Genomic DNA, 21,789 nt, shown 5'->3' with positions numbered 1-21,789 from the left:
GGGGAGGGGAGGGCAAGGCAGGAGAGGGCAAGGCAGGAGAGGGGGAGGGCAAGGCAGAGGAGGGTGGCGCGAGGTGAGCGGGAGGATGCGGAGAAGAGGCGAGACGCCGGGAAGTGCGGCTCTCGTCGGACAACGTCCCCGTAGGTGCTCGCGGGGCAATTTGTATCAAGCGTTCCCGGCCTGCCGAAAGTTGCTCCGATGTGATCTGAGTCACATATGAGTTTATGCAGCGAAACCCCGGGTATCAGCGCTCGTTTACGCTGGTCGGGACGGAGGCTCCGGCGCGGCGCGGACACGCCGCCGCCCAGGACACATCGGGCAGACTGGCCGGATCTCACACTGTCCAGATCTGCCGCAGTCCGGGGAGCGCACGGTGAGCACAGACATTCCGGGGATCGATCCGCTGCTGGCGCTGCGCGCCCCCGAGGACCCCGCCTGCGACGTCTTCCTGACGGGCACGGTCTTCCTCGACATCATCTTCACCGGCCTCGACAGCGCCCCCGTACGGGGCACCGAGTCCTGGGCCCGGGGGATGGGCTCCAGCCCCGGCGGCGTCGCCAACATGGCCACCGCGCTCGCCCGCCTCGGCCTGCACACCTCGCTGGCCGCCGCCTTCGGCGACGACCACTACGGCGAGTACTGCTGGGACGCGCTCGAACAGGGCGAGGGCATCGACCTGTCGATGTCCCACACCGTCCCGGGCTGGCACTCCCCGGTCACCGTCTCCATGGCGTACGAGGGCGAGCGGACGATGGTCTCGCACGGCCACGAGGCCCCCGCCCCCGCCGCCGCGCCCGTCCCGGACCGGGCCTTCCCGCACTGCCCGCCCCGCGCCCGCGCCGCCGTCGCCTCCCTCGCCCCGGGCCGCCCCGAACCCTGGGTGGCCTCCGCCGCCCGGCACGGGGCACGGATCTTCGCCGACGTCGGCTGGGACGAGACCGGCCGCTGGGACCTCGACGCGCTGCCGGACCTCGCCCACTGCGAGGCGTTCCTGCCGAACGCGCAGGAGGCGATGCGCTACACCCGCACCGACTGCCCCCGCGCCGCCGCCCACGCCCTGGCCGAACGCGTGCCGCTCGCCGTGGTGACGCTGGGGGCAGAGGGCGCGTACGCCGTCGACGGGCGCACCGGCGTCAGCGCCGAGGTGCCCGCCATCGCGGTGGAGGCGCTCGACCCGACCGGCGCGGGCGACGTCTTCGTGGCCGGCTTCGTCACCGGCACCCTCGCCGACTGGCCGCTCGCCGACCGGCTCGCCTTCGCCGGACTGACCGCCGCCCTCTCGGTACAGGAGTTCGGCGGCTCCCTCTCCGCGCCCGGCTGGGCCGAGATCGCCGCCTGGTGGCAGCGCATCCGCACCTGCGACGGCCAGGACCCGGCCGCCCTGGAGCGGTACGCCTTCCTGGACGACCTGCTGCCCGCCGCCGCCCGCTCCTGGCCGCTGCGGCGCGCGGTCCCCACGATCGGCTTCCGGCAGTGAGCCGGCGGCGCGACGCCGTACGGCACGGCCGGTAAAACCTCTCGGCGTTGTCAGCGCCAGGTCGTAGGCTTGGTGACCCGGAGGTTGTCGAACAGCGAGAACCCTGCAACAGGAGGTATGCGCAGGCCCGAGGGCCGGCCCATGACTCGAACACCCACACAGCCGCAGGCGCGTGCCCAGATCAGGATCCCGGCCGCACACCCCATGGTGATGCTCCTGGGGTCGGGTGACTCGCTGTTGCGCGTGATCGAAGAGGCTTTCCCGGCAGCCGACATCCACGTCCGGGGCAACGAGATCAGTGCCACGGGCGAGGCGGCCGACGTCGCGCTCATCCAGCGCCTGTTCGACGAGATGATGCTGGTGCTCCGCACCGGACAGCCCATGACGGAGGACGCAGTGGAACGGTCGATCGCCATGCTCCGGACGGCGAACGGCGACGGGGAGGGCGGCCCGGGAAGCGAGACGCCCGCCGAGGTGCTCACGCAGAACATCCTCTCCAACCGCGGCCGGACCATCCGCCCCAAGACGCTCAACCAGAAGCGGTACGTCGACGCGATCGACCGGCACACGATCGTCTTCGGCATCGGCCCCGCCGGCACGGGCAAGACCTACCTCGCCATGGCGAAGGCCGTCCAGGCCCTCCAGTCCAAGCAGGTCAGCCGCATCATCCTGACCCGCCCCGCGGTCGAGGCCGGGGAGCGCCTGGGCTTCCTGCCGGGCACCCTCTTCGACAAGATCGACCCGTACCTGCGCCCGCTGTACGACGCCCTGCACGACATGCTCGACCCGGACTCGATCCCGCGGCTGATGGCGGCGGGCACGATCGAGGTCGCGCCGCTGGCCTATATGCGGGGAAGGACCTTGAACGACGCCTTCATCATCCTCGACGAGGCGCAGAACACCAGCGCCGAGCAGATGAAGATGTTCCTCACCCGCCTCGGCTTCGACTCCAAGATCGTCATCACCGGCGACGTCACCCAGGTCGACCTGCCGAGCGGCACCAAGAGCGGTCTGCGGCAGGTCCAGGAGATCCTGGAGGGCCTGGACGACGTGCACTTCTCCCGTCTCACCTCCCAGGACGTCGTCCGGCACAAGCTCGTCGGCCGTATCGTCGACGCGTACGAGAAGTACGACAGCCGAGACGGTCGGCTGGACGGCCCCGAAGACGGCCGACGCGACCGTCGCAAAGGGAAGTAGTCGCAGCGCACCATGTCGATCGACGTCAACAACGAGTCCGGAACCGAGGTCGACGAGCAGGCGATCCTCGACATCGCCCGCTACGCACTGGCCCGGATGCGGATCCACCCGCTGTCCGAGCTCTCGGTGATCGTGGTGGACACCGACGCCATGGAGCAGCTGCACATCCAGTGGATGGACCTCCCCGGCCCCACCGACGTCATGTCCTTCCCGATGGACGAGCTGCGTCCGCCGGCCAAGGACGACGAGGAGCCCCCGCAGGGGCTCCTCGGTGACATCGTGCTCTGCCCGGAGGTCGCCGAGAGGCAGGGCGAGGAAGCGCCGACGCAGCACTCCATGGACGAGGAGCTCCAGCTCCTGACCGTCCACGGCGTGCTGCACCTGCTGGGGTACGACCACGAGGAGCCGGACGAGAAGGCCGAGATGTTCGGTCTCCAGGCCGCCATCGTCGACGGCTGGCGCGGCGAGCGCGGTCTGACCGGCCCGTCCCCCGCCCCCACCGTCTCGTGAGCGCGCCCCTGGTCATCGGAGCCGTCCTGCTGGTCGTCGTCGGCTGGCTGGCCGCCTGCGCCGAGGCCGGCATCGCCCGCACGTCGAGTTTCCGGGCGGCGGAGGCCGTCCGGGCCGGGCGGCGCGGCAGCGCGAAGCTGGCCCAGGTGGCCGCCGACCCGACCCGCTATCTCAACGTCGCCCTGCTCGTGCGGGTCGCCTGCGAGATGGCGGCCGGCGTGCTCGTCACGTACGCCTGCCTCCAGGAGTTCCCCGAGACCTGGGAGGCGCTGGCCGTGGCGATGGGCGTCATGGTCCTCGTCAGCTACGTCGCCATCGGCGTCTCCCCGCGCACCATCGGCCGCCAGCACCCGCTGAACACGGCGACGGCCGCCGCGTACGTGCTGCTGCCGCTGGCCCGGATCATGGGACCGGTCCCGCAGCTGCTGATCCTGGTGGGCAACGCCCTCACCCCCGGCAAGGGCTTCCGCAAGGGGCCGTTCGCCAGCGAGGCCGAGCTGCGCGCCATGGTCGACCTCGCCGAGGCGGAGTCCCTGATCGAGGACGAGGAGCGCCGCATGGTGCACTCGGTCTTCGAACTGGGCGACACCCTGGTGCGCGAGGTCATGGTGCCGCGTACCGACCTGGTCTGCATCGAGCGCTACAAGACGATCCGTCAGGCGCTGACCCTGGCGCTGCGCTCGGGCTTCTCCCGCATCCCGGTCACCGGGGAGAACGAGGACGACGTCGTCGGCATCGTCTACCTCAAGGACCTGGTCCGCAAGACGCATGTCAACCGGGAGTCCGAGGCCGACCCGGTCTCCACCGCGATGCGCCCCGCCGCGTTCGTCCCCGACACCAAGAACGCCGGGGACCTGCTGCGCGAGATGCAGCAGGAGCGCAGCCACGTGGCCGTCGTCATCGACGAGTACGGCGGCACGGCGGGCATCGTCACCATCGAGGACATCCTGGAGGAGATCGTCGGCGAGATCACCGACGAGTACGACCGCGAGCTGCCGCCCGTCGAGGAGCTGGAGCACGGCTGCTACCGGGTCACCGCCCGGCTCGACATCGGCGACCTCGGCGAGCTGTTCGGGTTCGACGAGTACGACGACGAGGACGTGGAGACGGTCGGCGGGCTGCTGGCCAAGGCGCTCGGCCGGGTCCCGATCGCCGGGGCCTCGGCCCTGGTCGACCTGCCCGACGGGCGCAAGCTGCGGCTGACCGCCGAATCCCCGGCGGGCCGCCGCAACAAGATCGTCACGGTGCTGGTGGAGCCGGAGGGCCCGCAGCGGTCGGAAGGGAACGAAGAGGAATGACGCCGGAGCGGCTGCGGGCCTTCTGCCTGGAGTTCAACGGGAGCGCGGAGGAGTTCCCGTTCGGGCCGGAGACCTCGGTGTTCAAGGTGCTCGGCAAGGTGTTCGCCCTCACCGCGCTCGACGCGAGGCCGCTGACGGTCAACCTGAAGTGCGACCCGGACGAGGCGGTCCGGCTGCGTGAGGAGCACGCCGCGATCGTCCCGGGCTGGCACATGAACAAGCGCCACTGGAACACGGTCACCGTCTCCGGCGTGCCGGACCGGCTGCTGCGCGAGCTCGTCGAGGACTCCTACGACCTGGTGGTCGCCGGTCTCCCGAAGGCGCAGCGGCTCCGGCTGGACCGCCCGTAGGGACCCTGCGCGCGGGCTCGCGCCGCGTCGAGAAGAAGCCCTGGGCGCGTCGGCGTCCGGGGCATCTTCGTATGCTCGTGCCATGACCGACAGCACCGACCTCGACGCCGAGGACCGCAAGATCGTCACCCTGGCGCGCAGCGCCCGCGCCCGCAACCAGGTGGCCGAGGGCGCCGCCGTGCGCGACGAGACGGGCCGCACGTACGTGGCGGGCACCGTGGCGCTTCCGTCGCTGGAGCTGAGCGCGCTCCGCACGGCCGTCGCCATGGCCGTCGCCAGCGGGGCCACCTCCCTGGAGGCGGCGGCGGTCGTCTCCGCCGCCGAGGCCCCGTCCGACGAGGACCGCGCGGCGGTCCGGGACCTGGGCGGGCCGCAGACGCCCGTGCTGCTCGCGGGGCCGGACGGCGCGCTGCGGCTCCGCGTCACGGCCGGCTGATCCGGGGCCGGGCCGGACGGCCCGCTCCCGCCCCGGGGCCGGGCGGCCGGTCCCGGGGCGACGGATCATGCCATCATCTGATGGGCCATCAGTCGCTGCGTTTCGTCTGCATTGACTTCTTTTTCGCCCGGGCCGTCAATGGCCCCCTGCCGGTACGGAAGAGCACCCGTACCGCCTTCCGCAGGAGGGGCACAGAATCCATGCGACCGACCACACGAAGATCCACCGAGCCGCGGCGCCGCTGGGCAGCCGCGCTGGGCATCACCGCTCTCGTCGTCACCGGAGGAGGGCTGCTCGGCAGCCCGGCTCAGGCCGCCGCGACGACCTCCGTCGCGGTGAACTTCCCCACCCGCTGCATCCCGCCGCCCATCGCGGGCCTGCCTCCCATCAACGGCACCACCACCGCGAAGATCACCGTCGACAAGCCCGCCCCGAAGGTGGGCGACACCGTCAAGGTGACGTACACGGTGGTCACGCCGGCCGCCAGCAACCCCGTCGACCTGGCGCTGCCGGCCGACATCATGACTCCGACCGGGAAGGTCGCCCTCGGCGGCGCGCAGACCGGCACCGTCACCGTCGCCGGCCCGAAGAAGAACACCCCGGTCCCCGGCAAGGGCGCCTTCCCCTCGTTCTCCATGACGGGCACCTTCACCGTCACCGCACCCGGTTCGATCACCCTGTCGCCCGGCGACTACAACATCCACACCAGCTACATCCTGGAGCTGGACACCCCGTGCTCGGTGACGAATCCGCCGGCCCCCGTCTCGGAGACCGTCGTCGCCACCGCCGCCGGCCAGGTCAACGAGCGTGGGCTGCGGCTCTCGCAGGCATCCGGGCAGCGGGGCGACGAGATCACCGTCACCGGCACGAAGTTCAGCCCGGGCGCCCAGGTCACCGTGACGGGCCGCAACGGCGGCGCGCAGACGGGCGACACCGTCTCGGCCACGACTGACGGGTCCGGCGGCTTCACCGCCCGGCTCACCGTCAGCGACCCGGACACCACCGGCGTCGTCGCCTTCGAGGGCGGCGCCTGGGACGCCGCGAAGGGCGCGGGACCCCAGGCGTACGCCGTCACCGGCGGCGGCGAGATCCCGGAGGGCGGCCAGCAGCTCACCACGACCGTCCGGGCCGGCACCCTGGCCATGACGCAGGACGGCGACAGCGTGGCGCTGTCCGGCGTCGACTTCGGCCGGGGCGGCGCGTCGACCGGCGCGCTGCGGACGGTGACCGTCGAGGACTTCCGCGGCGGCCCCGCCGGCTGGTCCCTCACCGGCAAGGTCACCGACTTCCGGGGACCGGGCGGAGCGAAGATCAGCGCGGACGCACTCAGCTGGACCCCGGCCTGCGCGACCGGGTCCGGCAGCCCCAGCACCTGCGCCGCGGGGAGCGCCGGAACGGTCGGCGCCGCCGGGGCGACCCTCGCGGGCACCCCGGACGGGGAGTCCACCGGAGGGGAGTTCACCGTCGACGCGGGGCTCTCCCTGGACGTGCCGGAGTTCACCGCCGCCGGCGCCTACTCGGGAGTCCTGACCCTCACGCTCACGTGAGGCGGCGGCCCTGAACCACCGTGGGCCGGGCGCGCACCCGGCCGGCCCACTCCGCCCGGACACGTCCTGGGGGTTCCGCACCGTGCGCAAGCTCACCGCACTCCTGCCGCGCAGGCTCTCCGTTCTCCTGCCGCACAAGCCCTCCGCACCCCTGACGCGCAAGCCTTCCGCACCCCTGACGCACAAGCTCACCGCACTCCTGCCGCGCAGGCTCTCCCTGCTCCTGACGGCACTGCCGACCACGGCCGCCCTGCTGGTGTCCGGCGCACCCGCCGCCCACGCGGCCGACAACGGGAGCTGGTCCGTCCAGCCGGCCTCCGGCGACGCCGGCGAGCGGCCCTACTTCTACCTCTCCGCCAAGCCCGGCAGCACGCTCACCGACCGGGTCACCGTCACCAACAAGACCGCCGAGCCGCTGACCCTGCGGCTGTACGCGGCCGACGCGTACAACACCGCGCGCGACGGGGGCTTCGCGGTCCGCGCCTTCGGCGAGAAGCAGCGCTCCGTCGGCGCCTGGGCCCGCACCGACCGTACGAAGGTCACCGTGGGGCCCCGCCGCTCGGTCACCGTGCCGCTGACCATCACCGTTCCGGAGGACGCCGAACCCGGCGACCATCCCGGCGCGCTCGTGGCCCTGGACGAACGGATGGAGTCCGCCCGGCGCGGTTCGCTCGCCGTCGGCGTCCGGCGGGCCGTCGGCGCCCGGATCCACCTGCGGGTCGACGGCCCCGCCGTGCCGGCCCTCTCCGTCGAGGACGTCCGCGTCGAGCAGCGCCGCCCGCTCGTGCCGGGGACCGGGAAGAGCCGCGCCGTCATCACGTACACCCTGCACAACCGGGGCAACGTCACCCTCGATCCCAAGGTCGCCCTGCGCGCCGAGGGGCTGTTCGGCCGGACCCTGCTCGACCGGAAGCTGACGAAGGTCCCGGCCGAGATGCTGCCCCGCCAGCAGGTCCGGCTGACCGAGACCTGGGAGGGCGCGCCGCAGCTGGACTGGGGCGAGGTCGCCCTCACCGCCAGCGCCGAGGGCACCCGGGAGTCCGCCGCCGTCTCCTTCCTGGCCGTGCCGTGGCTCCTGGCCGGTCTGCTCGCGGTGACCGCCGCCGCGGCCGGCACGTTCCTGGGGCTGCGGATCCGCTGCCGGCGTTCCGCCGCGGTCTGAGACGCCTCCTGGAGGCCCGGCCGCGGGCCGCTGTGCGGGACCGCGGCCGGGATCGGGGAGAATGGTCGCCATGAGCGCTCGACCGAACCAAGAAGCCGCTGCCCAGCAGGCGGAGAACACCTCCCCCCACCGGGCCGGCTTCGCCTGCTTCGTGGGCCGCCCCAACGCGGGCAAGTCCACCCTCACGAACGCTCTCGTCGGCCAGAAGGTGGCGATCACCTCCAACCGCCCCCAGACCACCCGGCACACGGTGCGCGGCATCGTCCACCGGGACGACGCGCAGCTGATCCTGGTCGACACCCCCGGCCTCCACAAGCCGCGCACGCTCCTCGGCGAGCGGCTGAACGACGTGGTGCGCACGACCTGGGCCGAGGTCGACGTCATCGGCTTCTGCCTGCCCGCCGACCAGAAGCTCGGACCCGGCGACAAGTACATCGTCAAGGAGCTGGCGGGGATCAGGAAGACCCCGAAGATCGCCATCATCACCAAGACGGACCTGGTCGAGTCGAAGGCGCTGGCCGAGCAGCTGCTCGCGGTCTCCGCGCTGGCCGAGGAGCTGGGCTTCGAGTGGGCCGAGATCGTGCCGGTCTCGGCGGTCGAGGCGGAGCAGAAGGCGGCACGCGGCTCCGCGAACCCGGAAGGCGGCCCCTCGGACCAGGACCAGGACCGTGACGGGCGAGGGGCGGGCCAGGTGGGCCTGCTCGCCGACCTCATCGCCCCGCTGCTCCCCGTGAGCCCGCCGCTCTACCCGGAGGGCGACCTCACCGACGAGCCGGAGATGGTCATGGTCGCGGAGCTGATCCGCGAGGCCGCGCTGGAGGGCGTCCGCGACGAACTGCCGCACTCCATCGCCGTCGTGGTGGAGGAGATGCTGCCGCGCGAGGACCGTCCGGCGGACCGGCCGCTGCTGGACATCCACGCCAACGTCTACATCGAGCGGCCGAGCCAGAAGGGCATCATCATCGGCCCGAAGGGCAAGCGGCTCAAGGAGGTCGGCACGAAGTCGCGCAAGCACATCGAGGCGCTGCTCGGCACGCCGGTCTTCCTGGACCTGCACGTGAAGGTCGCCAAGGACTGGCAGCGCGACCCGAAGCAGCTGCGCAAGCTGGGCTTCTGAACCGGCGGCCCCGGCCCTCAGACGGCCGGGGCCGGTCTCACGCGCCCTCCTTGAGGACGCGTGAGACCAGCGTGCGCTGGGCCCCGGTCAGATCGGGGTCGGCGCAGTACACGGTGCGGTCGTCGACCGTGATCGCGTACCGGAACCCGTCCGGTACGCCGCTCGGCGGGGCCTCGGCGGCGGAGCCCAGCACCTCCTCGGCCAGCGAGGCCCACTCGGCGGCGTCCGCCCGGCCCTCGGTGTCGACCTCCTGGCGGCGCGTGATGCCGGCGAACCCACCGCTACGACTGACCTGAATACGCATGGGGTCCTGTCTATCGGGGGCCGGCGGGAGGCTCAAGCCCGCCTGGGCGGACGGCTTCAGGCCCGCGTCGACACTCCCACCTCCGACCACGCCTTCAGGACGGCCTCCCGCTCGTCGCCCTCGCCGAAGCGGTCGCCCGCGGCGGCCACCGTCAGCCGGGCGAACTCCGCGAAGTCCGCGTTCGCCGTCAGCTCGCCGCCGGTCAGCACGTCGAACCAGATCTGTCCGGCCCGCTCCCAGGAGTTGCCGCCGAGCGCGGTGGCCAGCAGGTAGAAGGCCCGGTTGGGGATGCCGGAGTTGAGGTGCACCCCGCCGTTGTCGTCCTCGGTGTCGACGTACTGCTCCATCGAGCCCGGCTGCGGGTCCTTGCCGAGGACGTCGTCGTCGTACGCGGTGCCCGGGGCCTTCATCGAGCGCAGGGCGACCCCGCTCACCCGGGGCGCGAGCAGCCCGGCCCCGATCAGCCAGTCCGCCTGCTCCGCGCTCTGGCCCAGCGAGTACTGCTTGACGAGCGAGCCGAAGACGTCCGAGACGGACTCGTTGAGCGCGCCCGACTGGCCCTCGTAGCGCAGGTTGGCGGTGTACTGCGTCAGACCGTGCGCCAGCTCGTGGGCGATCACGTCGACGGCGACGGTGAAGTCGAGGAAGATCTCCCCGTCGCCGTCCCCGAAGACCATCTGCTCGCCGTCGAAGAACGCGTTGTTGTACTCCTTGCCGTAGTGCACGGAGCCGATGAGCGGCAGGCCCTTGCCGTCGATGGAGCTGCGCCCGTACGCGGAGAGCAGCAGCTCGAAGGTGGCGCCGAGCCCGGCGTAGGCGCGGTTCACGCTGGCGTCGGCGGTGGCCTTCTCGCCCTCGCCGCGCACCTTGCGGCCGGGCAGTTCCGTACGGCCCCGGCAGTCGTACAGGGTGCGGTGGGGCTTGCTGGGGACGGCGCCCGAGCTGGGGGCCGAGGGGGCGGCGGCCAGGGCCGTCATCCGGCGGCGGGTGCGGCGCAGGTCGTCGGCGGCCAGCGTGCGGCGGGCCGGATCGGCCAGCCGCGCGTCGTCGGACTGCGCCAGTCTGTCGAGGAGGTGGGGCGGGACGATGGTGCAGAAGACGGGATGGTGGCCGTCGTCGGTTCGAGGCTGCATGGAGAAACTGTGGCACTCCGTCATGGAGTTGTCACCGGTTGCGACGATGATTGACGAAATGGAGTGATGAGTCACCGTTTACCCGTCACTGATCTCCGATCCCGCATACTGATACGGGCCGACATCCCGGGCGGGCCTCCGTTACGCTCGCTCCATCATGCGTTTCGGGCTGCTTCTCCTTAGCTGCCGCGGTGAGGGCCTGTAGTCGTAGGCCGACCCCCTCCCCGCGGAGTCTGGTGCTGCAGCGACATCGTCGGCCGTCCCCCGTGCTGGACCCGAGGAGCCCTACGTCATGACCACCGTGAATCCCGCCGGTAACGCTGTCGGCCGCCCCACGCCCGTCACCAACGCCACGCGGCTCCAGAAGCCCTCCGGGATGCCGGTCCACAAGTACGGCCGCTACGAGGCGGTGGACATCCCCGACCGCACCTGGCCCGACAACCGCGTGACCGCCGCGCCGCGGTGGCTCTCCACGGACCTGCGCGACGGCAACCAGGCGCTGATCGACCCGATGTCGCCGGCCCGCAAGCGCGAGATGTTCGACCTGCTGGTGAAGATGGGCTACAAGGAGATCGAGGTCGGCTTCCCCTCCTCCGGCGAGACGGACTTCGCGTTCGTCCGCTCCATCATCGAGGAGGGCGCGATCCCCGAGGACGTGACCATCTCCGTCCTGACGCAGGCCCGCGAGGAGCTGATCGAGCGGACCGTGGAGTCGCTGGTCGGCGCGCACCGCGCGACCGTCCACCTCTACAACGCCACCGCCCCCACCTTCCGCCGCGTGGTCTTCCGCGGCTCCCGGGAGCAGGTCAAGCAGATCGCGGTGGACGGCACCCGGCTGGTCATGGAGTACGCCGAGAAGATCCTGGGCCCCGAGACGGTCTTCGGCTACCAGTACAGCCCGGAGATCTTCACCGACACCGAGCTGGACTTCGCCCTGGAGGTCTGCGAGGCGGTCTGCGACGTCTGGCAGCCCGAGGAGGGCCGCGAGATCATCCTGAACCTGCCCGCCACGGTCGAGCGCTCCACGCCCTCCACCCACGCGGACCGCTTCGAGTGGATGTCGCGCAACCTGACCCGCCGCGAGTTCGTCTGCCTCTCGGTCCACCCGCACAACGACCGCGGCACCGCCGTCGCCGCCGCCGAGCTGGCCCTCATGGCCGGAGCCGACCGCATCGAGGGCTGTCTGTTCGGCCAGGGCGAGCGCACCGGCAACGTCGACCTGGTCACGCTGGGGATGAACCTCTTCTCCCAGGGCGTGGACCCGCAGATCGACTTCTCGCAGATCGACGAGATCCGCCGCACCAGCGAGTACTGCAACCAGATGGAGATCCACCCGCGCCACCCCTACGCGGGCGACCTGGTCTACACCTCCTTCTCCGGCTCCCACCAGGACGCCATCAAGAAGGGCTTCGACGCCCTGGAGGCGGACGCCCGCGCCCAGGGCCGGAGCGTCGACGACATCGAGTGGGCCGTGCCCTACCTGCCGATCGACCCGAAGGACGTCGGCCGCTCCTACGAGGCCGTCATCCGGGTCAACTCGCAGTCCGGCAAGGGCGGTGTCGCCTACGTCCTGAAGAACGACCACAAGCTGGACCTGCCGCGCCGGATGCAGATCGAGTTCTCCCGGATCATTCAGGCCAAGACCGACACCGAGGGCGGCGAGGTCACCCCGGCGCAGATCTGGACGGCCTTCCAGGACGAGTACCTGCCCAACCCCGAGAACGCCTGGGGACGCGTGCAGATCCGCTCCGGCCAGACCACCACCGACACCGAGGGCCGGGACACGCTGACCGTCGAGGCCACCGTGGACGGCGCGGACACCGTGCTGACCGGTACGGGCAACGGCCCGATCTCCGCGTTCTTCGAAGCGCTCCAGGCCATCGGCATCGACGCCCGGCTGCTGGACTACACCGAGCACACGATGAGCGAGGGCGCCAGCGCCCAGGCCGCCTCCTACATCGAGTGCGCGATCGACGGCAAGGTCCTGTGGGGCATCGGCATCGACGGCAACACGACGCGCGCCTCGCTCAAGGCGGTCGTCTCCGCGGTCAATCGCGCGGCCCGCTGACCCGCTCGGCCCGGCTCTCCGCACGGACGTCCGCTTTCGTCCCGTACGAGCGCAGTCGTGAACCCCGACCGCCCGCCAGGGTGGTCGGGGTTCGGCCATATCCCGGGGTTGTGACGTCCGGGATACTGACGGCCCCTCCCGCATGTGGCTAACATCACGTCCAACACACGGCAGTGTTGCCGGAGCGTTACGGAGGTGTGCGACGTGCGACCAGTCAGGGGACAACGCGCTCTGAGGCCGGTTCTCTGCGGCGTCCGCACCGTCTGGGAGGCCGTCGGCGACGGCGCGTTCTTCTGCCCCGGCTGCGGGGGCGACCGCAACTACCGCCGCCTCGCCGGCCGCCGCCGTCTCACCGTGCTCGGCGTGCCGCTGGCCCGCCGGGGCGACGCCGGGCCCGTCGTGGAGTGCGCGGCCTGCCGGGCCCACTACGCCACCGACACCCTGGACCACCCCACCACCACCCGCTTCTCGACGATGCTCCGCGAGGCCGTGCACACGGTCGCCCTGGCCGTCCTCGCCGCCGGCGGCACCGCCTCCCGCACGGTCCTGGACACCGCCGTGGCCACCGTGCGCGACGCCGGGCTCGACGACTGCACCCAGGAGCAGCTGCACACCGTCGCGGAGGTGCTGGCCGCCGACGCCGGGCACGGCTCCGGCCCCGCCGCCGAAGCGTGCGGTCCGGCCCTCGCCATGGAGCTGCACGAGGTGCTGACCCCGCTCGCCCCGCACCTGGCCGTCGCGGGCCGCGAGTCGGTCCTGCTCCAGGGCGCCAGGATCGCCCTCGCCGACGGCCCCTACTGCCCCGCCGAGCGCGAGGTCCTGGAGACGGTCGGCGGCGCCCTGCGGCTGCCCGCCGACGACACCGCCCGCCTGCTCGCCGCAGCCGCCCGCACGCCTTCCTGAGCCTCCCCCCGGCCCTCTGCGCGCCCGCGAGCCCCCGAGAGCCCGTACCGGCCCCCGCGAGCCCCGCCGCCCGTGGGCGACAATGGGCGCATGAGCTTGTTCCGGGACGACGGCGTCGTGCTGCGTACGCAGAAACTGGGCGAGGCCGACCGGATCATCACGATCCTGACCCGCGGCCACGGCCGGGTGCGCGCCGTCGCGCGCGGTGTGCGCCGCACCAAGTCGAAGTTCGGCGCCCGCCTGGAGCCCTTCTCCCACGTCGACGTCCAGTTCTTCGCGCGCGGCAGCGAGCTGATCGGCCGCGGGCTGCCGCTGTGCACGCAGAGCGAGACGATCGCTCCGTACGGCGGCGGGATCGTCTCCGACTACGCCCGCTACACGGCCGGCACCGCGATGCTGGAGACCGCCGAGCGCTTCACCGACCACGAGGGCGAGCCGGCCGTCCAGCAGTACCTGCTGCTCGTCGGCGGACTGCGCACCCTGGCCCGGGGCGAGCACGCGCCGCACCTGATCCTCGACGCGTTCCTGCTGCGCTCGCTCGCGGTGAACGGCTACGCGCCCAGCTTCGAGGACTGCGCGAAGTGCGGAATGCCCGGTCCGAACCGGTTCTTCTCCGTCGCGGCCGGGGGCTCCATATGCGGTGACTGCCGGGTCCCCGGCAGCGTCGTACCCTCGGCACAGGCCCTGGGACTGCTGAGCGCGCTGCTCAGCGGCGACTGGGCGACGGCGGACGCCTGCGAGGCGCGTCATGTCAGGGAGGGCAGCGGGCTGGTGTCCGCCTATCTGCACTGGCATCTGGAGCGCGGACTGCGCTCGCTGCGGTACGTAGAGAAGTGACACAGGGAGACTGAGAACCTCATGGCAGTACGCGGGATCCTCGGCGGCCACAACCGGCGCACGTACAAGACCCCCGAGCCGCACCCCTCGGGCGCGACGCCCCCGAAGATCCCCCGCGAGCTGGTGCCCGAGCACGTCGCCGTCGTGATGGACGGGAACGGCCGCTGGGCCAAGGAGCGGGGCCTGCCCCGGACCGAGGGCCACAAGGTCGGCGAGAGCGTCGTCATGGACGTCGTCAAGGGCTGTATCGAGATGGGCGTCAAGAACCTCTCGCTGTACGCCTTCTCCACGGAGAACTGGAAGCGCTCGCCGGACGAGGTGAAGTTCCTGATGAACTTCAACCGCGACGTGATCCGCCGCCGCCGCGACGAGATGGACGAGCTGGGCATCCGCATCCAGTGGGTGGGCCGGATGCCCAAGCTGTGGAAGTCCGTCGTCCAGGAGCTCCAGGTCGCCCAGGAGCAGACCAAGGGCAACGACGCGATGACGCTGTACTTCTGCGTCAACTACGGCGGCCGTGCCGAGATCGCGGACGCCGCGCGGCGCATGGCGGAGGACGTCGCCGCCGGGAGGCTCGACCCGTCCAGGATCAGCGAGAAGACGTTCCAGAAGTACACCTACTACCCGGACATGCCGGACGTGGACCTCTTCGTGCGGCCCAGCGGCGAGCAGCGCACGTCGAACTTCCTGATCTGGCAGAGCGCGTACGCGGAGATGGTCTTCCAGGACGTCCTGTGGCCGGATTTCGACCGCCGGGACCTGTGGCGGGCCTGTCTGGAGTTCGCCCGGCGCGACCGCCGCTTCGGCGGTGCGGAGGAGGCCGAAGCCGCGAAGTGACGCGGAAGGGGCGGTCCGGTACGCGTACCGGACCGCCCCTTCACGCCGTCCCGTCCAGCGCCTCGGCGTGGGCTTCACGCCTTGGCGTCGGCGCACTCCGCGCAGGTCCCGAAGATCTCCACCGTGTGCGCGACGTTCACGTAGCCGTGCTGGGAGGCGATCGTCTCGGCCCACTGCTCGACGGCCGGGCCCTCGACCTCCACCGCCTTGCCGCAGTGCCGGCAGACCAGGTGGTGGTGGTGCTCGCCGCTGGAGCAGCGGCGGTAGACGGCCTCGCCCTCGGTGGTGCGCAGCACGTCCACCTCGCCGGCGTCCGCGAGGGACTGGAGCGTCCGGTAGACGGTGGTCAGGCCCACGGAGTCGCCCCGGTGCTTGAGGACGTCGTGCAGCTCCTGCGCGCTGCGGAACTCGTCCACCTCGTCGAGCGCCGCCGCGACGGCCGCCCGCTGCCGGGTGGACCGGCCGCGTACCGGCGCTGCGTTCGTGCCACTGATCGGCGCCGTGGCCACAGCTGCCTCCTCGTGTCGCCCGTACATCTGTCGGGCCATTGTGCCAGCCCGGCCGGGCGGCGCACTCAGACGCGCACGTCGTCCGCGCCCCGGCGGGCGGCCGGCACCTCCAGGGTGCACGCATCGCCCGCGGCTTCGCCCGCCCGCGCCCGGCGCTTCGCGAGCGGGGCGGCGAGCAGGGTCAGCGCGACGAAGACCGCGATGGCCAGCAGCACGATCGTGGCGCCCGGCGGAACGTCCTGGTAGTACGAGGTCACGGTGCCGGTCAGGGTCACGGCCGTGCCGATCACCACGGACAGCACGAAGGTGACCTTGAAGGACTTGGTGATCTGCTGGGCCGCCGCGACCGGCACCACCATCAGCGCGCTGACCAGCAGCAGCCCGACGACCCGCATCGCGACGGTCACCGTGACGGCCGCCGTCACCGCGATCAGCAGGTTCAGCATCCGCACCGGCAGCCCGGTCACCCGGGCGAACTCCTCGTCCTGGCTGACCGCGAACAACTGCCGGCGCAGCCCCACGGCGACCAGCACCACGAACGCGGCCAGGACGCAGATCGCGGTGACGTCGGACTCGGAGACCGTGGACAGCGAGCCGAACAGGTACGAGGTCAGGTTCGCGTTGGAACCGGTGTCGGACAGGTTGATCAGCATGACGCCGCCCGCCATGCCGCCGTAGAAGAGCATGGCGAGCGCGAGGTCGCCGCGCGTGTGCCCGTACCAGCGGATCAGCTCCATCACGACCGCCCCGGCCACGGCGACGGCGGTGGCCATCCAGACCGGGCTGGTGGAGAGCAGAAAGCCGAGGCCGACGCCGGTCATCGCGATGTGGCCGATGCCGTCGCCCATCAGGGCCTGCCGGCGCTGCACCAGGTAGATGCCGATGGCGGGCGCGGTGATGCCGACCAGGACGGCCGCGACGAGCGCCCGCTGCATGAAGGGCGGGTTCAGGAATTCCAGCATCATCAGGTCAGCAGTCCCGTCCGGGCGGGCTCGGAGGCCGCGTGGGGGTGTACGTGGTCGTGGCCGGGCAGGGCGTGCTGGCCGAGCGCCTCGGGCGGCGGGCCGTCGTGCGTGACGCAGCCGTCGCGCAGCACCACGGCCCGGTCGATCAGGGGCTCCAGCGGGCCGAGCTCGTGCAGCACGAGCAGCACGGAGGTTCCGGCGGCGACCTGCTCGCGCAGGGTCGAGGCCAGGATCTCCTGGCTGGCCAGGTCGACCCCGGCCATCGGCTCGTCCATGATCAGCAGTTCCGGCTCGGCGGCCAGCGCGCGGGCGATCAGCACCCGCTGGTGCTGGCCTCCCGACAGCGCGCTCACGGAGTCCTTCGCCCGGTCGGCGAGCCCGACCAGCCCGATCGCCCGGTCCACGGCCGCCCGGTCCGCCCGGCCGGGCCACCGCAGCTTCGTGCGGGAGAGCCGGCCGGAGGCGACGACCTCGCGGACGGTCGCCGGTACGCCGCCCGCGGCGGTGGTGCGCTGCGGCACGTAGCCGACCCGGGCCCACCGGCGGAAGCTGCGCAGCTCGGTGCCGAACAGCTCGACCGTGCCGCCGGTCAGCGGGACCTGGCCGATGGCGGAGCGTACGGCGGTGGACTTGCCGGAGCCGTTGGCGCCGAGCAGGGCGACGACCTCGCCGCGGTGCACGGTGAGGTCCACCCCGCGCAGCACGGGGCGTGCGCCGAGGGCGGCCGTGGCGCCGCGCACGGCGACCACGGGTTCGCTGGTGCTGCTGCTCTCACGCCGTGGCATGAGCGCCTCCGATCCGGGTGGTGGTGGGGGTCACTTCGCGCCGAGCGCCTTCTTGAGCGCGGCGAGGTTGGACTCCATGACCTCGATGTAGTCGGCGCCGCGGGACCTGTCGGTGATGCCCTCCAGCGGGTCCAGGACGTCGGTTTCCAGCCCGGTGTCCTGCGCGAGGGTCTTCGCCGTCCGGTCGCTGGCGAGCGTCTCGAAGAAGACGGTGGTGGCCTTCTCCTTGGCGGCGACGGTGTGGATCTCCTGGATGCGGGCCGGGCTCGGCTCGGCCTCGGGGTCGATGCCCGCGATGCCCTGCTGGGTGAGCCCGTAGCGCTCGGCGAGGTAGCCGAAGGCGGAGTGGGTGGTGACGAAGGTCCGGGTGGCGGTGGACTTCAGCCCGCTCTCGTACGCCGTGTCCAGCCCGTCCAGCTCCGCGACCAGGGCCTTGGTGTTGGCGGCGTAGTCGGCTGCGTGGTCCGGGTCGGCCTTCTGGAGGGACGCGCCGACGCCCTCGGCGACCTCGGCGTACTTCACCGGGTCCAGCCAGATGTGCGGGTCGCCGCCGCCCTCCTCGCCGTGGTCGTGCCCGTCGCCCTCCTCATGGGCCTGCCCGTCCCCGCTTCCGCCCTCGTGGCCTTCGGGCCCGTGCCCGTCCCCGTCGCCGGAGACCTCGGCGCCGTGCTTCTCCAGAGTGGTGAGCGTCGCCGCGTCGAGGGTGTTCCGTACGCCGGACTGCCCGATGGCGTCGTCCACGGCGGGCTGGACGCCCTTGAGGTACAGCACGTAGTCCGAGTCGCTGATGGAACCGATCTGGCGGGGGGAGAGCTCCAGGTCGTGCGGTTCGACGCCGGGCTTGGTGAGGCCGGTGACCGCGACGTGCTCGCCGCCGATCCGCTCGGCGAGGAACTGCATCGGGTAGAACGACGCCGTCACCTTCAACCTGCCGCCGTCGCTCCCGTCCGCGGCGTCGGAGGCGGAGCAGCCCGAGAGCGCGGTGAGGCCGAGGACGGCTGCTCCGGCGACGGCGGTGGCGGGTATGAGGCGGCGTACGTTCATGACAGTCATTTTCAACAAACCTGGAAACGATTGTCAACAAGGCTGATGAGATGCCCGGAAGGTCACGGAGAGGACACGGTGCGACGGCCCGCGGGCCGTCCGGCCACTCGCCGATTTGATCCGAGGGGTGCGCGCGCCGGTAATCTGAAGCATTCGCCCGCCCGTCTCCCGAACACCACCCCCCGCAGAGGCGCTCCGGGCCAGCCGTTGTCCTATTTCGCCGTCGTAATGAAGAGAGCACCGTGGCCGCCGACAAGATCGACACCATCGTCAGCCTGAGCAAGCGCCGTGGCTTCGTCTACCCCTGCAGTGAGATCTACGGCGGCCAGAAGTCCGCCTGGGACTACGGGCCGCTGGGCGTGGAGATGAAGGAGAACCTGAAGCGCCAGTGGTGGCGCTACATGGTCACCTCGCGCGAGGACGTGGTCGGTCTCGACTCGTCGGTCATCCTGGCCCCCGACGTCTGGGTCGCCTCCGGCCACGTGGCCACCTTCTCGGACCCGCTCACCGAGTGCACCTCCTGCCACAAGCGCTACCGCGCCGACCACCTGGAGGAGGCGTACGAGGAGAAGCACGGCAAGCCCCCGGTGGGCGGCCTCGCCGACCTCAACTGCCCCAACTGCGGCAACAAGGGCACCTTCACCGAGCCCAAGCAGTTCTCGGGTCTGCTCTCGACCCACCTCGGCCCGACCCAGGACTCCGGCTCGGTCGCGTACCTGCGCCCGGAGACGGCCCAGGGCATCTTCACCAACTTCGGCCAGGTGCAGCAGACTTCCCGCAAGAAGCCGCCGTTCGGCATCGCGCAGATGGGCAAGTCCTTCCGGAACGAGATCACTCCGGGCAACTTCATCTTCCGCACCCGCGAGTTCGAGCAGATGGAGATGGAGTTCTTCGTCAAGCCGGGCGAGGACGAGGAGTGGCAGCAGTACTGGATGGACCAGCGCTGGAACTGGTACACGGACCTCGGCATGCGCGAGGAGAACATGCGCTGGTTCGAGCACCCGCAGGAGAAGCTGTCCCACTACTCCAAGCGCACCGCCGACATCGAGTACCGCTTCCGCTTCGGCGGCAGCGAGTGGGGTGAGCTGGAGGGCGTCGCCAACCGCACCGACTACGACCTCAAGGCGCACTCCAAGGCGTCGGGCACCGACCTGTCGTACTTCGACCAGGAGGCCGGCGAGCGCTGGACGCCGTACGTCATCGAGCCCGCGGCCGGTGTCGGCCGCGCGATGCTGGCGTTCCTGCTGGACGCCTACATCGAGGACGAGGCGCCCAACGCCAAGGGCGTCATGGAGAAGCGCACCGTGATGCGCCTCGACCCGCGCCTGGCCCCGGTCAAGGTCGCCGTCCTGCCGCTGTCGCGCAACCCGCAGCTCTCGCCGAAGGCCAAGGGCCTGGCGAGCGACCTGCGCAAGAACTGGAACATCGAGTTCGACGACGCGGGCGCGATCGGCCGCCGCTACCGCCGCCAGGACGAGATCGGCACCCCGTTCTGCGTCACCGTCGACTTCGACACCCTCGACGACAACGCGGTGACCGTGCGCGAGCGCGACACCATGAAGCAGGAGCGCGTCTCGCTGGACCAGATCCAGGCGTACCTCGGCGCCCGCCTGCTCGGCTGCTGACGGACTCGGCTGCCCACGACCGGGCCGCTGACGCCTGACAGCGCGCGTGAGGCCCCCGGTCCCGGGTGCAGGACGCCGCTGACTCGTTCGGCGGCCACGTGACGTCGGCCTTCACGACCAGGTTGTGGTCGTGAAGGCCGACATCGTCGTGCGGTACGGGCAGTTGGTGCGTGTGTGTGGGTAACGGCGACCGGACGCGAGCCGGCGGGGAGGCTAACAGCGGCCTTGCGGCCCGCTCCGGGGGCCGGGAATCAGCGCGCTCCGTCATCTGCACGCCATGCCCTCGGCCTGAGATCTATCCGACCACGGCGACATTGTCCACCCAATGGACGTCCAATATGCTTTTCACAGCCCTTCCTGACGTCGCTTTGGTGCGTGCGACATTCGGCGCCTGGAACTGCTCCACTACTGCCGACGAAATTGCGTCGAACTTGATTTCCTTGGCCATGTTGTCGATCGACTTGAGTTGATCCCGCAATTTACCGGATGCGCTTTTGAGTAGATGCTTGGCGTTATTCCGGATCATTTCGGCCTCTTGCGTCCTCCGCAGTTGGACAGGGTCGCTGATCGACTGGTGGCGCGGCTGGCCCAACTTGGGGGGTGTGGCGTCCGAGAAAGGGTCGCGGAACTTGAGGAATTGCTCGTTCGTGATGCCTGAATCATGCATGGCTTTCTGGGCCCGGGGGTAATTCTTCTTGCTGAAGACCGGCGTCAGCAAATCCGCCTCCGTCAGATACGACCTCGCCCTGTGCAATTGCCTTGCTTTGTAGGCGATTCCGATGCCGACGTCGGTGATTCCTCCGACGAGACCGGCGACGTCGAAGGCCGTGCGGGTCGTGCTGTTCATGAAGCCCTTGCCGTCCGAGGACGCGTTCATGGCGATCTGGTCGGCGGCGCTGGGGAGGGTGGCAAGGGTGCCGACGGTGAGGGCGATTCGGGTGGCGATCGCCCGTTTGGCGAGGGCTATGCCCAGGGGGGCCGCTGTTCCGCCGGACCAGGCGGTGAGGGCGATGCCTCCGACGGCGAGGGCGATGTCGAGGTAGGGCATGCCCTCCCAGCTGAGGACGGTCTCGTCGAACCACTTCCACGCTTCTACGGGGCGTTGTCCGGTGGGGTCGGTGTGGTTGACGGGGTCGCCGGTGGCGTAGGTGTAAGGGTTGAGCATGCCGGCGGTGGGAGTGTCGGGGGTGGTGAAGGCGGCGGCCTTGGCGTCGTACCAGCGGGTGCCGAGGGATTGGTGGCCGGTGGGGGTGGTGTACTCGCCGGCGTAGCCGTAGGGGTTCTCGGCGATGGTCCCGGTGCGTTGGGCTGGGGTGAGGGGGCGGCCGTAGTCGGTGTGGGCGGTGCGGCTGGTCTCGGTGCCGTTCGTGTCGAGGGTGTGGGTTTTGTCGCCTCGGCGGTTGGTGAGGTAGTAGGCGGTCTGGGGATTCTGGCCGTTGATGGGGGTGAGGGTGCGGGTTTCGCGGCTGAGGCCGGTGAGGTAGGTGGCTGTGGTGCCGTCGGGGGCGGTTTCGGTGCCGGGGTGGTAGGTGAGGGTGTTCTTCGTACCGTCGGGGGTGCGGGTGGTCTGTCCGGTGCGTTCCCCGGCGGGGTTGTAGGTGTGGGTGACGGTGGTGCCGTCGAGGGTGCGGGTCTCGGTGAGCTGGCCGGTTGTGTTGTAGGTGTGGGTGGTGCCGTCGGCGGCC

Annotated in this window: 21 protein-coding genes; 14 read left to right on the top strand and 7 right to left on the bottom strand. The window is 71.2% G+C overall.

Translation table 11 applies throughout. The features are described from left to right. Positions 1 to 373: 373 nt before the first annotated feature. The 9 genes from EES43_RS08580 (at position 374) to EES43_RS08540 (ending at position 9,094) form a co-directional block, all read left to right on the top strand. A complete protein-coding gene (locus EES43_RS08580; RefSeq protein ID WP_124268175.1) occupies positions 374 to 1,477 on the top strand; it encodes a carbohydrate kinase family protein in 1,104 nt (367 codons plus the stop codon). Positions 1,478 to 1,618: 141 nt separating this feature from the next. Further along, the gene (locus EES43_RS08575) at positions 1,619 to 2,674 is read left to right on the top strand and encodes a PhoH family protein (protein WP_124268174.1); all 1,056 of its coding nucleotides are present in this window, start codon (positions 1,619 to 1,621) and stop codon (positions 2,672 to 2,674) included. A gap of 12 nt (positions 2,675 to 2,686) precedes the next feature. Beyond that, a complete protein-coding gene (gene ybeY / locus EES43_RS08570; RefSeq protein WP_124268173.1) occupies positions 2,687 to 3,184 on the top strand; it encodes an rRNA maturation RNase YbeY in 498 nt (165 codons plus the stop codon). Then, on the top strand, positions 3,181 to 4,482 hold the full coding sequence (locus EES43_RS08565) for a hemolysin family protein (protein WP_124268172.1): 1,302 nt from the start codon (positions 3,181 to 3,183) through the stop codon (positions 4,480 to 4,482). Before ybeY ends, EES43_RS08565 begins: the two co-directional genes overlap by 4 nt. Beyond that, positions 4,479 to 4,832, top strand: a complete 354-nt coding sequence (locus EES43_RS08560; RefSeq protein WP_124268171.1) for an MmcQ/YjbR family DNA-binding protein — start codon at positions 4,479 to 4,481, stop codon at positions 4,830 to 4,832. Before EES43_RS08565 ends, EES43_RS08560 begins: the two co-directional genes overlap by 4 nt. A gap of 82 nt (positions 4,833 to 4,914) precedes the next feature. Then, a complete protein-coding gene (locus tag EES43_RS08555) occupies positions 4,915 to 5,268 on the top strand; it encodes a cytidine deaminase (protein ID WP_124268170.1) in 354 nt (117 codons plus the stop codon). 200 nt (positions 5,269 to 5,468) lie between these two features. Continuing rightward, on the top strand, positions 5,469 to 6,815 hold the full coding sequence (locus EES43_RS08550) for a WxL domain-containing protein (protein ID WP_124268169.1): 1,347 nt from the start codon (positions 5,469 to 5,471) through the stop codon (positions 6,813 to 6,815). A gap of 199 nt (positions 6,816 to 7,014) precedes the next feature. Next, complete coding sequence (locus EES43_RS08545) at positions 7,015 to 7,977, top strand: WxL protein peptidoglycan domain-containing protein (protein ID WP_206430173.1); 963 nt, start codon at positions 7,015 to 7,017, stop codon at positions 7,975 to 7,977. Positions 7,978 to 8,038: 61 nt separating this feature from the next. After that, a complete protein-coding gene (locus EES43_RS08540; protein ID WP_206430012.1) occupies positions 8,039 to 9,094 on the top strand; it encodes a GTPase Era in 1,056 nt (351 codons plus the stop codon). 37 nt (positions 9,095 to 9,131) lie between these two features. Here EES43_RS08540 and EES43_RS08535 read toward each other — a convergent pair whose 3' ends face one another. Together EES43_RS08535 and EES43_RS08530 are read right to left on the bottom strand one after the other, a co-directional pair. Next, positions 9,132 to 9,398, bottom strand: a complete 267-nt coding sequence (locus EES43_RS08535) for a protealysin inhibitor emfourin (RefSeq protein WP_124268167.1) — start codon at positions 9,396 to 9,398, stop codon at positions 9,132 to 9,134. A 56-nt stretch (positions 9,399 to 9,454) separates the two neighbouring features. Beyond that, positions 9,455 to 10,531 carry a M4 family metallopeptidase gene (locus EES43_RS08530; protein WP_124268166.1) on the bottom strand — a complete coding sequence of 359 codons (1,077 nt, stop codon included), beginning with the start codon at positions 10,529 to 10,531 and terminating at the stop codon, positions 9,455 to 9,457. A gap of 292 nt (positions 10,532 to 10,823) precedes the next feature. On the opposite strand from EES43_RS08530, the gene leuA reads away from it, so the two are divergent. The 4 genes from leuA to EES43_RS08510 all read left to right on the top strand — a co-directional run bounded on the left by leuA (position 10,824) and on the right by EES43_RS08510 (position 15,176). Continuing rightward, complete coding sequence (gene leuA / locus EES43_RS08525; RefSeq protein WP_124268165.1) at positions 10,824 to 12,599, top strand: 2-isopropylmalate synthase; 1,776 nt, start codon at positions 10,824 to 10,826, stop codon at positions 12,597 to 12,599. Positions 12,600 to 12,803: 204 nt separating this feature from the next. Further along, positions 12,804 to 13,502 (top strand): tellurite resistance TerB family protein, encoded by a 699-nt coding sequence (locus tag EES43_RS08520; RefSeq protein ID WP_124268164.1) that lies wholly within the window; start codon positions 12,804 to 12,806, stop codon positions 13,500 to 13,502. Positions 13,503 to 13,592: 90 nt separating this feature from the next. Next, entirely contained in the window at positions 13,593 to 14,339 is a 747-nt protein-coding gene (gene recO / locus EES43_RS08515) for a DNA repair protein RecO (protein ID WP_124268163.1), read from the top strand. Positions 14,340 to 14,360: 21 nt separating this feature from the next. Then, complete coding sequence (locus tag EES43_RS08510) at positions 14,361 to 15,176, top strand: isoprenyl transferase (protein ID WP_124268162.1); 816 nt, start codon at positions 14,361 to 14,363, stop codon at positions 15,174 to 15,176. Between the two features lie 74 nt (positions 15,177 to 15,250). On the opposite strand, the gene EES43_RS08505 is transcribed toward EES43_RS08510, so the two are convergent. From EES43_RS08505 to EES43_RS08490, 4 genes are all read right to left on the bottom strand, one after another. Next, a complete protein-coding gene (locus EES43_RS08505) occupies positions 15,251 to 15,685 on the bottom strand; it encodes a Fur family transcriptional regulator (RefSeq protein ID WP_124268161.1) in 435 nt (144 codons plus the stop codon). Positions 15,686 to 15,750: 65 nt separating this feature from the next. Then, the gene (locus tag EES43_RS08500) at positions 15,751 to 16,650 is read right to left on the bottom strand and encodes a metal ABC transporter permease (protein WP_124268160.1); all 900 of its coding nucleotides are present in this window, start codon (positions 16,648 to 16,650) and stop codon (positions 15,751 to 15,753) included. Next, positions 16,650 to 17,435 carry a metal ABC transporter ATP-binding protein gene (locus tag EES43_RS08495; RefSeq protein WP_124268159.1) on the bottom strand — a complete coding sequence of 262 codons (786 nt, stop codon included), beginning with the start codon at positions 17,433 to 17,435 and terminating at the stop codon, positions 16,650 to 16,652. Before EES43_RS08495 ends, EES43_RS08500 begins: the two co-directional genes overlap by 1 nt. 30 nt (positions 17,436 to 17,465) lie before the next feature. Further along, a complete protein-coding gene (locus EES43_RS08490) occupies positions 17,466 to 18,479 on the bottom strand; it encodes a metal ABC transporter substrate-binding protein (RefSeq protein ID WP_124268158.1) in 1,014 nt (337 codons plus the stop codon). A 242-nt stretch (positions 18,480 to 18,721) separates the two neighbouring features. Here EES43_RS08490 and EES43_RS08485 point away from each other — a divergent pair, with 242 nt between their 5' ends. Then, entirely contained in the window at positions 18,722 to 20,104 is a 1,383-nt protein-coding gene (locus tag EES43_RS08485) for a glycine--tRNA ligase (RefSeq protein WP_124268157.1), read from the top strand. 295 nt (positions 20,105 to 20,399) lie between these two features. On the opposite strand, the gene EES43_RS08480 is transcribed toward EES43_RS08485, so the two are convergent. Then, positions 20,400 to 21,789: RHS repeat-associated core domain-containing protein (locus tag EES43_RS08480; RefSeq protein ID WP_164493137.1), on the bottom strand; the 1,390-nt coding region annotated here is incomplete at its 5' end.

The organism is Streptomyces sp. ADI96-02, from assembly GCF_003846185.1.
Lineage (GTDB): Bacteria > Actinomycetota > Actinomycetes > Streptomycetales > Streptomycetaceae > Streptomyces.
Note: the sequence above shows the minus strand (reverse complement) of the source record. Positions and strands in the feature narration are given on the sequence as shown.

What these genes read in the sequence shown, in the direction of transcription:
- EES43_RS08575 (WP_124268174.1), top strand. Translation starts at nt 1,619, where the DNA reads ATGACTCGAACACCCACACAGCCGCAGGCGCGTGCCCAGATCAGGATC.
- ybeY (WP_124268173.1), top strand. Translation starts at nt 2,687, where the DNA reads ATGTCGATCGACGTCAACAACGAGTCCGGAACCGAGGTCGACGAGCAG.
- EES43_RS08560 (WP_124268171.1), top strand. Translation starts at nt 4,479, where the DNA reads ATGACGCCGGAGCGGCTGCGGGCCTTCTGCCTGGAGTTCAACGGGAGC.
- EES43_RS08555 (WP_124268170.1), top strand. Translation starts at nt 4,915, where the DNA reads ATGACCGACAGCACCGACCTCGACGCCGAGGACCGCAAGATCGTCACC.
- EES43_RS08550 (WP_124268169.1), top strand. Translation starts at nt 5,469, where the DNA reads ATGCGACCGACCACACGAAGATCCACCGAGCCGCGGCGCCGCTGGGCA.
- EES43_RS08540 (WP_206430012.1), top strand. Translation starts at nt 8,039, where the DNA reads ATGGTCGCCATGAGCGCTCGACCGAACCAAGAAGCCGCTGCCCAGCAG.
- EES43_RS08535 (WP_124268167.1), bottom strand. Translation starts at nt 9,398, where the DNA reads ATGCGTATTCAGGTCAGTCGTAGCGGTGGGTTCGCCGGCATCACGCGC.
- EES43_RS08530 (WP_124268166.1), bottom strand. Translation starts at nt 10,531, where the DNA reads ATGCAGCCTCGAACCGACGACGGCCACCATCCCGTCTTCTGCACCATC.
- leuA (WP_124268165.1), top strand. Translation starts at nt 10,824, where the DNA reads ATGACCACCGTGAATCCCGCCGGTAACGCTGTCGGCCGCCCCACGCCC.
- recO (WP_124268163.1), top strand. Translation starts at nt 13,593, where the DNA reads ATGAGCTTGTTCCGGGACGACGGCGTCGTGCTGCGTACGCAGAAACTG.
- EES43_RS08510 (WP_124268162.1), top strand. Translation starts at nt 14,361, where the DNA reads ATGGCAGTACGCGGGATCCTCGGCGGCCACAACCGGCGCACGTACAAG.
- EES43_RS08500 (WP_124268160.1), bottom strand. Translation starts at nt 16,650, where the DNA reads ATGATGCTGGAATTCCTGAACCCGCCCTTCATGCAGCGGGCGCTCGTC.
- EES43_RS08495 (WP_124268159.1), bottom strand. Translation starts at nt 17,435, where the DNA reads ATGCCACGGCGTGAGAGCAGCAGCACCAGCGAACCCGTGGTCGCCGTG.
- EES43_RS08490 (WP_124268158.1), bottom strand. Translation starts at nt 18,479, where the DNA reads ATGAACGTACGCCGCCTCATACCCGCCACCGCCGTCGCCGGAGCAGCC.